This is a genomic window from Mesorhizobium sp. M2A.F.Ca.ET.067.02.1.1, from assembly GCF_004023285.1.
GTDB lineage: Bacteria > Pseudomonadota > Alphaproteobacteria > Rhizobiales > Rhizobiaceae > Mesorhizobium.
Window position 1 is genome coordinate 1 of the sequence record NZ_RZSB01000085.1, and the last position, 12582, is coordinate 12582.

The following is a 12582-nucleotide window of genomic DNA, read 5'->3' on the forward strand; positions in this document are numbered from 1 at the left end:
GGGCGGTCTCGGCGGCCGCGTCGATACGCATTGGCTCGAACGCTACGGCAATGCGATCATGCTTTCGGTCGTTGGCGGCGTTTCGGAGTACCTGTCCTCCCTTGCCAACAATGGCGGCGACAGCCAGCAACGGCAGGTGACAACTGTTGACCCCGTTACGGGACAGACGGTCACCACCACCTATGGCGGCTCCGGTTCGCAACGCGACGCCCGCGGCATCGCCTTCGACAAATCCTCGACGGCGCTGCAGCAGCTGGCGCAAGAGGCATTCCGCGACACACAAAACATCCCGCCGACGATCTACGTCGACCAGGGCACGCCGATCATCGTCTTCGTGCGCCGGGACCTCGATTTCTCCGAGCTCTATGCGGATCCGGTAGAAGAGGAGCTGGCGCGACTGAAGCGCGGAAGCAAGCCGGCGAAGGCTGTCGATCCGACGCAGCTCTTCATGACGCCGAAGGCTGAGGCTGAGCCCTATGACCCAAGCTACGGGACTCCGCTCCGATGAATGTGCAGCCTAGGCCGGACCCCTGGGCGCGCGCACCGGTGCTACGCGCAGAACTGGAACCGATCTGGCCCTATATGGAGGAAGCCGCGGTTTCGGAAATCGCCATCAACCGGCCCGGCGAAGTTTTCATTGAGCGCCTGGGTGCAACGGAGATGGAGCACGTCGTCAAGCGCGAGCTCACCAAGAACTGGATCCGCTCGGTCTCCGTTGGGGTCGCTTCGGCCACCAACCAGGTCGTCAACGAAGTCACCCCGGTCCTGTCGGCCGCTCTCCCTTCAGGCGAGCGCTTTCAATGCGTGCTGCCGCCGGCGGCACCCGATGGGGGCGCGATCTCCATCCGCAAGCAGGTCATCATGGACATGACGCTTGGCGACTACGCCAAGATGGGCGCCTTCGAACAGACCGAGATGGGCAGCGGCCTGGCGCTCTCGGCCAAAGAAATGCAGCTCGCCGAGATGCTCAACGACACCTCGCCGTTGGAATTTCTGCAATATGCGGTTCGCAATCGGATTTCCGTAGTTGTCTCCGGCGGCACGTCGACCGGCAAGACAACCTTCCTCAATGCGTTGTTGAAGATCATTCCCTCTCATGAGCGCATCATAACCATCGAGGATACACGCGAACTCAAGCCGGCGACGGCCAACACCGTGACGCTGCTTGCCTCGAAAGGTGACCAGGGCCTTGCCAGGGTTACGCCGCAACAGCTGCTCGAGGCGTCGCTGCGCATGCGGCCCGACCGGCTGTTGCTCGGCGAGTTGCGCGGTGCCGAGACATTTTCCTTCCTGCAAGCCATCAACACCGGCCATCCCGGTTCCCTGACAACCGTTCACGCCAATTCGGCCCGTTCGGCCTATGAGCGCCTGGCCCTCATGGTCATGCAAGGAAATGTCGGGCTCTCTCGCAGCGAGATCCTCGACTACCTGCGGGAGGTGATCCCGGTCGTCGTGCAGATGGTGCGCGGGGACGGCGGACGGCGCTCGATCAGCGAAATCAAGTTCACAAAGGCTGAGACGATCTGACAGGGGCGCACCATGGAAAAGATCGCCGGCAGGATCTTTCTGGCGTTGATGGCTGTGGCGCTGGGCGCCTTGGCATTTGTGGTCGCATACGCGGCGACCGACTGGTACAGGACCGGATCGCATTTTCGCTTCGACAGCATCAATGCGGACCCGCGGCCAGTCTTCGGCTACGCCTGGGCGGACCTGAAAGCTGGACGCTTTGCAAAGCTTCAATACGCCGGCGCCGCGGCCCTATTCGGCTTCCTCCTGCCGCTCGCGACCGCATTCTTGATGCGGCCACCCAAGCGCAACGACGCAAAATTCATGTCGATGGCGGACGTTCGCCGAGCTGGCCTGCTGAAGCCGAAGGGCATCTTCATCGGACGAGCCGGCGGCAGACTGGTCAACGTCTTTGCCCCGCACCGCGATCGGCGGACCGGCAAATTGCGCCTGACGCGCCCTAGAGTTCGCGGCGGCAAGAAACTTTGGATCGACGGCGATGACGTCGGCGGCTTCGTCATCGGACCGCCAAGGTCGGGCAAGGGCGCAGCGCTGATCATTCCGAACGCGCTGATGTGGCCCCATTCGCTTGTCGTGCTCGATCTGCGCGGCGAGACCTATGAGGCCACAGGCGGCCACCGGGCCACCTTCAGCCAGGTCGTCCGCTTCGCGCCGGCCGACCGCGACGGCAACACCGCCTTCTATAATCCGATGGATTTTATTTCGCTCGATTCGGCGCAGCGGGACATCGACCTGCGCAACATGGCGGCCGCGCTCTTTCCGCGGCCGCCTGCGAACGCTGATCCCTATTGGGTCAACGATGCCCGCCTCCTCTTCACCGGCATTGCCTCTTATGTCATGGAGTCCGCGCGGATCGCTGACGAAAACCGCAGCTTCGCCACCATCCTCAAGATCATGAACGGCGCCGATGAGCCGATCCTGGAGTTCCTGGCTAGCCTGCGCGACACCCGCCGGCATGAAGTGTCGGATTTTACGCTGCAGACGCTTCTGCCCTATGCGGATATGGCGGAGAAGCAGTTTTCCGGTCTCTATGCCGGCGTGCGCACCGGCATGGCGCCCTTCCTGAACGAGCGATTGATGCGGGCAACTGCGCGCAGCTCCTTCGACATCCGCAATCTCAAGAGCGAGCGGGTCTCGCTCTATCTCGATTTTCGGCGCGAGCAGATGGCTTCGCTGGGCCCGCTGTTCAATGTGCTCATCACGCAGATGATGAACTTCATGTCCGAATCCATGCCACGCCCCGGCGAGCACCAGGTGCTTGTCCTGCTCGATGAATTTCAGAACCTCGGCAAGCTTGAGAATGTGACGGACATGGCGACCGTGCTTGGCGGCCACGGCGTGCCGATGTGGTTTTTCGTGCAGTCGCTCAAATCGGTCGACGAGATTTACCGCAAGGAAAGCCGCGAAACGCTCATCAACGCTGCCCGGGTCCAGATCTTCTTCGGCGCCCAGGAGATCGACGATCTGCGCTACGTCTCCGATCAGATAGGCGAAACGGCTGAATTTCAGAAGGACGTTACCAGAACCCAGGCGAGTCTTTTCGACACCTATTACACGCGCTCCGTTCACAGCAAGCAAGTGCGTCGGCCGCTCATGCGTCCGGACGAAATTCGCACCATGGACAAGAGCAAGGTCGTCATTCTGCCGCGCGGCGAAAATGCAATCCTTGCGACCCGGAATTTCTATTTCGCTGATCGGGAGCTCTCCAAGCGGGCGTTCATGACGCTCCTGGAAAGGGCGAACGCAAAGCACGCCAAACCAGTCGCTGCCGCCGCTCCCCTCCCCTCCCCACCCGTCCAGTCGATCGTGCCGGCTGGGCCACGCTACCGCTCCGGCATCACACGGTCGCGGCTGCAGCGCGGTGCGACGTTCGCTGCAAAGGTTGGGCGTGCCGAGCCGCCAGTTGCTCGCCGTCGCCTGCCCGCCTCGCAAAAGGCTGGCGTCGAGGCGAGCCTTATCCCGCCGGCAGCGGCGGCGCCCGCAGCGGCCAATGCCGTCGATTTTTCGGCTTTGGCTGCCCGGGCGGCGGCGACCAGGATCTCGCCGCAAAAAGAGGCCATGATTGCGGCCATTCTCGCCGAGGCTAAATCTTTCCGTCCGCAGTCGGCCGATGCCGAAACTTTCGACCGCAATTTAAGCGTCGTCGCGGAAGCATTGCCGGATGTCGTGGACGAGTGATCCCGTCCTACAACGGCGCGTCGGCGGTCATTGTTGGTGGGTCCAACAAGCTCCGTTTCTGCTGAGAAGAGTTCACTTTAGGCGGCAAAGACCCGGCCATTGGGTTTGGGGCTGGCGGTGGCCGCACATAAAACAGGGCGCCTGAAAAGGACTCGGGCGCCTTGTCTAAGGGCTTGAATTAAGCATGTCTTCTCCCGAAACCGGGCCCACCTTCGAAAGATAAGTGCTTAGCGCTCGTATTCGTTGTCCTGGCTGCGCTGTGTCTTGCGGTCCTGATCGTCGGCCTGCCGGCCCTTTTGCTTGGCTAAGTCTTTCTGCTCCTGAACGCGTTGCCGCGCCTTCTCGGCATGTCGCGCCGAGGTCTCGGGCTGACGTGTGTCTTCTCGGGCCGGCAAATCCCGGCCGCGCGCCTCCCTTTCGGGCGCTGCTTCGCCGGCTCCGCCCACGCCCGTCTGCTCGTATTGAAGGCGGGCGAGACGATCGTGCATCTTGTCGTTCACGCCCTCACGGTATTGCTCGAAACGCGTTTGCTCGGCGTTGGGGAGCGTGTCCCGCATCTGATCCAACGCTTGATTCACACGCGCCATCTTCTGCCGCATTTCCAAAGGTGTCTGCGCCATTTTGGTAGCTCCTATCAGCCTGGTCAATTCTTTCATGCCTGGATGGGACAAGAACGACGGGGTCCGCCCCGGTCCCCCGCCATCTTTGAAGACGCCAGCGGCCGGCTTCTCGCCTGCCCTGTGCGCATGAATCCGGAGGACATTCTTGCCTATCGCCTCGGCCGCGGTCAGGGCCTGGCCGGTCACGCCAGCCGCCCGCATCACGGCGGCCGTCCGCTGCCACACGCCGGCGATCGCTCCGCCATTGGCGACCAGCAATCCGCGATCCATTCGACGCTGCCGTTTGTCCTCCACGCGCGCGCTTGTCTTGTCACTGACCTGGTAGCGCGGATCGTTCTGCGCGCGCTTGTAGGCGCCCGCATGTTCTTTCGTATAGGGTCGGCTCATTGCGTGATCGTGCCGGCGGGTTGCGACCATCGCGATGCCGTGTCCGCGCGCTTTCTCCGCGTACGCTTCCCGCCAGGCATGGAGATCAGCCTTGTAGAATGTCAGCCGCTCGCCGTCGTTCGACCGCGCCTGCACCATGGCGTGAATATGGACGTGCTTCGTCTCGGCATGGTGTGCGAGCACGAATTTGTGCCCGGGCGCGCGCTCCTCGAGCACGGCCCGCGCGACCGCCATGATGGCTTGCGCGTCCGTACCAGCCCGGGCAGAGAAAAGCAGGTGATAGGCATTGCGCCGCTCCCGGCCGGAAAGTTGTGGCCGCCATTGCTCATAGATCGCCGCGGCCGCCTTCGTCGGCTGTTTGTTGGGAACCGCCTGTCCATTCGCCTGGCGAACCTGATCGTGCGATCGAATGAATTTTTGCAGAAAGTATTGCGCCTTGCGCTCGTTACCGACAGCCGCGGTCACTTCCGCTGTGGCGCGAATACCGGCCTCCCCTAGGGCTTCGCGCAAGCCGGCTTCGATCTTATCGATCGCTTTGCTGCGCGAATATGCGCGCCCGGCGGCTAAAATCTTGGCAAGCGGTCCGGCGCGTTCTCCTGTGTGGCCATAAACGTCGACGCTGTCGCCGGTGCGAGCATAGACGAAAGGCTTTGATCCGAAGGCCGTGTTCAACGCCTCCCCAAGTGCTTCGTCAGTGACGTCGCCGGCGAGCTCGAACCGCACCTCAATGAAATTCGTATTCTCCAGCTGCGGCTCGAATGTCTGCGTGAATTGATGCAGAAAGCCGCGACGGTCCTGCGCATTGGCAAGGCTATGTCCGCTGTCGGAGAAGATCTCGATGTCGCGCTTCTCGCCCTGTTCCTTGGCGCGTGTGCCGATATAGGCGAGCAGGGCGCCGGCCTGCTCGCCATCGGCCGCGCTCGACAAGACCTTGAACACGGCCGGTTGCGCACCCGCGGCATAGGCCGCTCGCGCCGCAACGGCCCTCGCCTCACGCGTCGACCGGGCGAAGTGTCGAGCGGACGGGAGCGCGCCCGACCTTCCGCCGCCCCCGCCACGGCGCCGCCATTCTTCTTCCTCTTCCTTGACGAAAGTGCGGAGTGCGAGGTCGAAAATCGCTATCGCGCCTTTTGCGTCGCTGGATGAAGGCAGACTCCCGCTGGTCCCCACAGACAGTGGTATCGCGCTGAGCGGACCTCCCGGGCCTGAGGATTGAACCGGTGCCTTTGCGACGCGGGGGCTCGCTCCCAGGTGCATCGACGATTGCACACCAGCCATAGGCGAAGCCGAGTGGGTCCGGGCGACGCCGCTCGCACGGATGTTCATCGCTTGACGATCGGCCGTCTCCCGGCCGGCCGACTGCAAAAGCTTATCCTCCTCGAGGTCCTCCAGATCGCCGGCGCCCGGTATGCGCAAATAGCGTTCGATCTCAGCAGCGTATCCGGCAAGAGGGCCGCTCATGCCCTGATCTCGCTTCGCTTGCGCGGCCGGGCAATCATCGCCTTCAATTCTTCGCGGAACCGACGCACGAGCTCGCCAACGGCGATCAAGGCGCGCTCGAGGTCTTCGTCATACGGCACACGGCCCTCGTTCATCGCGCGGATCGCCTGGTTGAAATTCACACCGACGCGGCGAAGCTGGTCGGTGGCCTCTTCAATGGCGGGTCGCAGCTCCCCCGTCGCTGCCGGCAGAAAGCCCGCCTCGGTGCGGACAAGGCGGCGAACGACTTCGCTGACCGTCACCGACTCACCATCAGCCATAGTGCGCAGCCGCTCCAGTTCGGCGCTTGAGAAGCGCACATGCAGGACTTCGCCATAGCGCCGGGATGCGTTCTGCGTTTCTGCTTGGCCGTTGTTGGGTCTCATCTTCAAGCCCGCTTGCGGGCGCTAAGGCCCTTGGGCCGCGCCGTCCTTTTTTCGCGTGTAACACAAAAAAGGCTATCCTGCCAAAGACAAAAACCACCATTACAGAAATACCTTTGAGGTATCATTCTGGCTGCCCAGAGCTTTCCTTTCGAAATAATCTGTAAACATTAGCAAGGAGACACGTTTCCCCAGAGACATTTTGCATTTTCAACTTGGAGACAAGCCAACTTAGCGACATGTCTCTAACTCAACATGTTGCCTTGCTGCGGAAATATCATGCTAACATGGAGACAAATCGCATAGAGCAGGGGACGTGAGCGCGAGCGACCGGGAATCGCGGGACCCTTGTGGGTTAGGTAAAGCGCATAAGCTGAGTCACGCGCCCCAGGCCGGCGAGCACGGCTGATTTGCGCCGGGCCGAGCATCGATGGCCCGGCCTCGGCCGTGTGGCCCGCAGCGCTCTCTGGAACCTTGTGGGGACATGCCCCGGGGCGGGCTGTCCTAATCGTTCGGCAGCTTGTGCTTATGGGCCTTGATGTAGTCCTGCACCGCTTGGCGCAGCAGCTCGGTCATGCTGTGGCCGTTGCTGATGGCGAGCAGCTTGAATTGCCGCTGTTCGCCGGCCGTAAGGTAATAGCCGCAGCGCACCATTTCCTCTTCGCGGATCTTCCTGCCGGCAACCGGATCCTTTTTCTGGCCCTGTCGCAACATTTTACGGAAGTCCGGCCGATGAACCGCCGGCGCAGCTTCAGCCTCCGATGCCACCGCAGATGCGGCGGCAAGCGGCTGGGGGGCGGAATCGGATTTCGGAGCGATGAACATGCTCGGGAGCGTAGGCGGCTCAGTGGAGATCGCTCGCATCATGCGAGCCTTCTTGTCCTCTTGTGTGTCCGGGAGGCTTTTGTCGGTCATGCGGCCTGCCTCATTGCTTCGGTGAAGGTCTTCAGAACATCGTCGAAGACCCCTTCACTTTCGGCAATCGCCTTCGCGTCGGCCTGATCGGCGCTGTAGAGTGTCTGGCCGCTTTGCAGGTCCCGATACGCGACACGGTTTTGCAGCGCATGGTCGGCGATCGGCGTGCCGTTCGCCTGAATGATTGCGCGCAGTTCGCTCAAGGCTCTCGCCTTCGCATCGATGATGGTCTGTTTTGTCAGGACAAACACGGCTGGCAGCGGCCGGCCGCGTGTTTCGACCGCGAGCGGAATGTAGTGGTCGGTGATCTGGATTGCTGCGGTCACGTCGTCGAGCGCGAAGAAGATCGGCACCACCACTATATCGGCGGCAAACAGCCCGGCCATGAGGTTGTCGTTCGTGGTGCCTTCGGTGTCGATCAGCACCACGCTGCGCTCGCCATTATACAGTTCCGCCGCCTCCAGGATCTCGCGCGGCGTCGTGGCGCTGACGAGCTGGAGTGTCTCGGGACGATTGCCGGCCTCCTTGAGCATCTGAGCCCACCGGCTCATGTTCTGGCGAACGTCGCCGTCAATGAGTGTCACCGCGTAGCCGCGATTAAGGGCGACCGAGGCGAGAGCGCGCAGCAGGGTCGATTTGCCAGTGCCACCTTTGGCGATAGCGGCAGATATGATCATAGCTCGGGGACCTCGATGAACGGCTTTTATGCAACCGCCTGCCCGGCGATTGTCATAACTGAACCCAAAGTGTAGTGTCAATTTATGAGCGATCAACCGGACAGGACAGTGATGTTCAGGGCAGCTTTGGCCGAGATCTCGACGCGCGACGGCTGCGAGGCGGCGCTTGATGCGGCAGCCGCCACGCTGGCGCATTACAGCGCGCTTGCCTCCGTCGGCATGATGCGCCAGCGCGAGCTGATCTTGATGGTGCCGAACAGTAAGGCGTGCGAAACGGATGGTTAGGGCGATATTGGTGGCCGTCGCGACGGCCGCGAGCGTCGGCGCCGCCGCGACCGGTGATCAGTCCAAGGGGACCGGCAGCAATCCTATGTGGCCCGCGGGGTTGCGATGGGATTGCGCCACGGCAGCAAAAATTGTTTGTGAGCGTGACGGCTCCTGCAAGGCCGCTAAAGGCGATGCTCCATTCCTGCTCAATTACGACAGCAACAACATCGAATTTGCCAGCGGCAATGTGCGCATCAAGCGGCATTATCAGCAAACGGTGCAGGCAAGCCCTCTGCAAAGCGAGGTCAAGGTGGAGCTTGCCGACAACCGCGTCATCTGGCTGACGGCGGTAGACGCCAGTCGCACCTATTCCGATGCCTGGGTCGGCGCGCTGACGGAATTGAAGGGCGGCGCCGTCCTTTTGGTGTCCCAAGGCGTCTATTGCACCCCACACAAGTGAGCGCCGCGGCCGGGCCCCGGGCCCCGCGCGGACGGCTTGTGTAGAGCCGGAACCGCCGCGGGCCATCATCTCCGGCCTCCGCCGTCCCTACGGCGCTGTTGAGGGCGCGCTCCGGCTCCGGCTCTTTGGGTATGGGAATTGCGGAGACACAAAAGAAGATCCTTCGATGGACCGGATTGCGTGTCAAATAGACCCGGTGCCGCTAGCGAGGTGATCACTGCAGGAAGGTGTTTCGACGGTGTGCAAGACAGACCGCGGAGCCGGGCCGAAACCAGAGCTTCGCAAGCGGACAATCATTGAAGCTGTACCGCTTGCCAGCCATCGGGTCCCCTGGAGAACGCGACCACGCCGTCGCCTTCGTCTTTCCAGGAAGTGCGAAGCTTGTACTTCACGGTGCATTGCACGCCAGGTCCCACGGCGTTCTTCGAGCACTCTCCGATGCGCAGCGTCGCTTGATCGGTGTTCTTTGCTCGCCGGAAAGCTTCTAGAGCCTCGGCAGGCGATGGAATCTCAAGGCCGGCCGCGGCCAGTTTCGCACACAGCGCCGGCTCGGACGCAATCACCGCGGAGAGCTGGTCATGTGTGGGATAAAGAGCAAGCGTGCCGCCTATGCCGACCAATGTTCCGGATGCCGCCGCCAAAATAAGCGCCCCCGCATTGAACATGATCACGGCTTCGGAAAAACATTGAAGGTGGAGGCGATTAAGTCCGTCGTATAGACGGTCTCACCGTTGCGCTTGAAAGAGTTGTTGCTGATGCGGCCTTCGACGAAGACGACATCGCCGGGCTTGGCGTTCTCCGCCGCCCAGGCGGCCTGCTTCTCCTCCAGGACGGTTACCTGGACCCAATCGGTGGCTTCCTTGGCATGGCCCTGTTCGTCGCGCCAATTGCGGTTGGTGGCAATGTTGACCCTCGTGCTTTTGTCGAACGGCGCGACCGACCCGACATTGCCATGAATGGTGAACCTGTTGACGCTTTTCATCGGGGTAACTCCCTCATTTCGTGCAGCTAATTTAGCCAGCCGGGGTGACTCGGGATCATGGTCTGCTAAGGTTGAACCAGGTGCGCTGCCGCAGCCCGTTCGCGTCGTCGTAATCGATGTAGTAAGGCTTCGCGCGGCGCGGGCGTTGAATGTCGTAATAGGTGGTTGTTCGATCGTTATGTGCTCCGCTGGAGACATGAGTAAGCTGGACCGGCACGGTGCGGTCGCCGAGCTGGATGGTTCCCGTCAGACTTCCGTCGGCCTGACCATGCCGCGCTCCAAAGTTGGCAGGCTGACCGAGATTGCCAGCGGCGATTCGGCACATGCTGGCCTGCTCTTGCCCCGGGCGGTCGCTGGCCGGCGCGTAAGGCGTCCACCCCTGCGGGCACGCCTCGTACGGGTCGTAGCCAGCGCCGGACGAATTGGCGTGCGGACAAGTTGGCCACGAAAACCCGGGCAAGCCCAGGGCGTCGATCAGCCGATCTATCGGCGGATGACAAGAGGGCGTGCCCTGCCAGTCACCAGACAGACAAAGCAGGACCTGACAGCCCCACTCGGATGCGAATGTTTGGGACGGAACAGATGCGGTGCCCGCGATCGCGGCAGCGCCCACAACGAGACATTTGAGCATGGTGATGGCTCTTTTCCTCTGAGGGTTTTTGACACTTTACTATGGTTCTTGGCCCGGGAAAAGGGCAGACCGAACAGGCGGGTTCGTGCGAATACATAGATTCATGCTGCCAAACGAAGCGGGCGAGGTGAACAATCCGCTTCGGGACAATATCGCGTGGTTCCTCGACACCGAGCGCCGCAAGCGAAAGCTTCGCCATCAACAGATGGCGGAACTGTTCAAGACGTCGCCTGGTCAAGGGCTGGCATACCGCACCTATATTCGCACCACGAGAAAACGAAACAACGTGACGCTGCGCACGGTCGAGCAGATGGCCCAGGCGCTCGAGGTGTCGATCGCGACACTTCTGGTCGGCGGCGCCGAGCTGGAACCCTGGGCGCACAAGCTCACCGAAAAATCGATCCGCGCGCGCCTCGCCGCCATCATCGACAGCGAGCGTAAGCGCCGCAACCTGGTCCGCTATCAAATGGCGGAGCTCCTGGGCGTGTCGGAGATCACCTTCACCAAGCTTGAGCGCGCGGCTGGCAATATCAGTGTCGATACGATCGCCGCCGTCGGCGATGCGCTCGGTCGCGACCCGGCGACCTTTTTGTTTCAGGAACCCGAGAGCAAGCATAAACCGGCCTGATATGGCGCAGCCGATCGCAAGGGCTGTTTTTCAAACAGCCTCGGGCCGCCTTTAGGGGTTCCGCGGCAAGCGTGTTTTGGCGACTAAGGCGTCAGCCGGTCGGCAATGCGTGACTAGGGAATGGCTTCGGCCCATCCGGCGGCCAGTCGAATCGGCTGCCGAATGGTCGTCCGCTCTGATTATTGCGGGAGCTTCCTGTGGACGCCGCTTTTTTGAAGGCAGTCGGATAAAGTTTCAGGCCGAGATTGGGCCGAAATTTCGCAATCCAGGCGATTTGACGCCGATGCACGACGACAATGTGATTGGTGAGGTTCCTGGCTCGCCATTGCCTGCGCTCGGTGACGCGCAGCAGACCGAGCCTGCTTGCTTTGCGCAGCGCATTGCGAACCGTGGTCGCCCCGACGCCGGCGCGATCGCCGATTTCCTTCACCGATCGGTCGCATCTGCCATGCTGCCGGCAGTCGCACATGACGATATAGAGCGCCGCGCTCTCCCCTTCGGTGAACGCGCCGGCGAACTCGGGCCGGACAGCCTGCATGCGGGCGAGACGCCGCTTGCGCACCACCGCACAGGATCTCGGTGGCCGCGGGCAGCCTCGCGCCGGCTTCGCTCGCTGCGAGGCCGTTGCGGATAACAGGAGCGAGGCAGTGCTGCCCCACCGGCACGTGCCTTTTTGAGATCGGAGCGTTGCTGATTAGCCTTCTCGCAAAGCCGTTCCGCTTCATCCTCGCCCAGGGACTCCTCGCCGTAGAGCTTCCATATTTGGCGGCAAAAATCGTCCAGCTCGGCCAATGACCGAATGTTCGTGAGCCATAGGCTCAACGTTGAATAGAGATCCATTTCTTTCCCTTCGCCAGGTCGTGCAAAGCCGTGGCGCGGAAGCGCAATTTCTCTTGCAATGCCGGGAAGGTCGGGCTACGGTCTCGCAAAATCTTCGGGCGAGATCAGGAGCGCCAACTCCTGTAGCCTATTCCCTGGAAAAGCCGGCCTCCGCGCCGGTTTATTTGTGCTCGATTTTTCCTCCGTTCAGACTCACCTGGCATGATTGCAAGGCGGGTTGCACAAAGTAAAGTGTCAAAAATTGATCCTTAAAGGGCGCTGGCTGACTTGCCCTGCTTGAGACCCGGTGATGGGAGCTGTGCCTTATGCGAGCAATTGCCGGGGCCTTCGGCCTGAACAATCGCGACGTGAATTTAGCCTCCTCGCGGCCGTTTGCAGGGACTACAGTAGGAGCCTGTAAAGAGGGTCCCTTCGCAAGAGCACTGCGAAATAATGCGCGCGCTGCCGACCCATGACCGCACTGAATCGGTCGAGCCGGTTCGATTCAAAGAACTCGTTGGACGTCGCTTTCGAAGCAAGCGAGACCCCGGCCATGGAGAACAAGGAGGCAGGCCCGGTTTATCTTCGCCGCATCGACCCGTCGCAGAACATGCGGCGCTTCTATGCCC

14 protein-coding genes are annotated in these 12582 nt (G+C 61.7%); 6 read left to right on the forward strand and 8 right to left on the reverse strand.

Annotated features, from left to right (window positions below):
- The 3 genes from EOA28_RS09640 to EOA28_RS09650 form a co-directional block, all read left to right on the forward strand.
- Positions 1-508: TrbI/VirB10 family protein (locus tag EOA28_RS09640; protein ID WP_281060896.1), on the forward strand; the 508-nt coding region annotated here is incomplete at its 5' end.
- A 38-nt stretch (positions 509-546) separates the two neighbouring features.
- Positions 547-1527 carry a P-type DNA transfer ATPase VirB11 gene (virB11, locus tag EOA28_RS09645; RefSeq protein WP_245501504.1) on the forward strand — a complete coding sequence of 327 codons (981 nt, stop codon included), beginning with the start codon at positions 547-549 and terminating at the stop codon, positions 1525-1527.
- A 12-nt stretch (positions 1528-1539) separates the two neighbouring features.
- Positions 1540-3705, forward strand: a complete 2166-nt coding sequence (locus tag EOA28_RS09650) for a type IV secretory system conjugative DNA transfer family protein (RefSeq protein ID WP_128314843.1) — start codon at positions 1540-1542, stop codon at positions 3703-3705.
- 227 nt (positions 3706-3932) lie between these two features.
- Here the strand turns inward: EOA28_RS09650 and EOA28_RS09655 are convergent, their stop codons facing one another.
- The 4 genes from EOA28_RS09655 to EOA28_RS09670 all read right to left on the reverse strand — a co-directional run bounded on the left by EOA28_RS09655 (position 3933) and on the right by EOA28_RS09670 (position 8166).
- Complete coding sequence (locus EOA28_RS09655; protein ID WP_128314844.1) at positions 3933-6173, reverse strand: relaxase/mobilization nuclease domain-containing protein; 2241 nt, start codon at positions 6171-6173, stop codon at positions 3933-3935.
- Positions 6170-6577, reverse strand: coding sequence for a hypothetical protein (locus tag EOA28_RS09660; protein ID WP_128314845.1), 408 nt, complete (start codon positions 6575-6577; stop codon positions 6170-6172). The genes EOA28_RS09655 and EOA28_RS09660 overlap by 4 nt, the downstream gene beginning before the upstream one ends.
- 501 nt (positions 6578-7078) lie before the next feature.
- On the reverse strand, positions 7079-7489 hold the full coding sequence (locus tag EOA28_RS09665) for a hypothetical protein (RefSeq protein WP_128314846.1): 411 nt from the start codon (positions 7487-7489) through the stop codon (positions 7079-7081).
- Positions 7486-8166, reverse strand: a complete 681-nt coding sequence (locus EOA28_RS09670) for a ParA family protein (protein ID WP_189341989.1) — start codon at positions 8164-8166, stop codon at positions 7486-7488. Before EOA28_RS09670 ends, EOA28_RS09665 begins: the two co-directional genes overlap by 4 nt.
- Positions 8167-8274: 108 nt before the next feature.
- On the opposite strand from EOA28_RS09670, the gene EOA28_RS38745 reads away from it, so the two are divergent.
- Positions 8275-8451 carry a hypothetical protein gene (locus EOA28_RS38745; protein WP_189341990.1) on the forward strand — a complete coding sequence of 59 codons (177 nt, stop codon included), beginning with the start codon at positions 8275-8277 and terminating at the stop codon, positions 8449-8451.
- Positions 8452-8461: 10 nt separating this feature from the next.
- Complete coding sequence (locus tag EOA28_RS09675) at positions 8462-8893, forward strand: hypothetical protein (RefSeq protein ID WP_245501505.1); 432 nt, start codon at positions 8462-8464, stop codon at positions 8891-8893.
- A gap of 293 nt (positions 8894-9186) precedes the next feature.
- Here the strand turns inward: EOA28_RS09675 and EOA28_RS09680 are convergent, their stop codons facing one another.
- The 3 genes from EOA28_RS09680 to EOA28_RS09690 are packed head-to-tail and all read right to left on the reverse strand — an operon-like array spanning position 9187 to position 10506.
- Positions 9187-9564: a hypothetical protein gene (locus EOA28_RS09680; RefSeq protein ID WP_148670677.1), complete on the reverse strand. Its 378-nt coding sequence runs from the start codon at positions 9562-9564 to the stop codon at positions 9187-9189.
- Complete coding sequence (locus EOA28_RS09685) at positions 9561-9875, reverse strand: single-stranded DNA-binding protein (RefSeq protein WP_128314849.1); 315 nt, start codon at positions 9873-9875, stop codon at positions 9561-9563. Before EOA28_RS09685 ends, EOA28_RS09680 begins: the two co-directional genes overlap by 4 nt.
- A 55-nt stretch (positions 9876-9930) precedes the next feature.
- Positions 9931-10506, reverse strand: a complete 576-nt coding sequence (locus tag EOA28_RS09690; RefSeq protein ID WP_245501506.1) for a hypothetical protein — start codon at positions 10504-10506, stop codon at positions 9931-9933.
- A gap of 103 nt (positions 10507-10609) precedes the next feature.
- Between EOA28_RS09690 and EOA28_RS09695 the strand changes: the two genes are divergently transcribed.
- Positions 10610-11134 carry a helix-turn-helix transcriptional regulator gene (locus EOA28_RS09695; protein WP_128314851.1) on the forward strand — a complete coding sequence of 175 codons (525 nt, stop codon included), beginning with the start codon at positions 10610-10612 and terminating at the stop codon, positions 11132-11134.
- A gap of 91 nt (positions 11135-11225) precedes the next feature.
- Here EOA28_RS09695 and EOA28_RS09700 read toward each other — a convergent pair whose 3' ends face one another.
- Complete coding sequence (locus EOA28_RS09700) at positions 11226-11564, reverse strand: hypothetical protein (protein WP_128314852.1); 339 nt, start codon at positions 11562-11564, stop codon at positions 11226-11228.
- Between the last annotated feature and the right edge of the window lie 1018 nt (positions 11565-12582).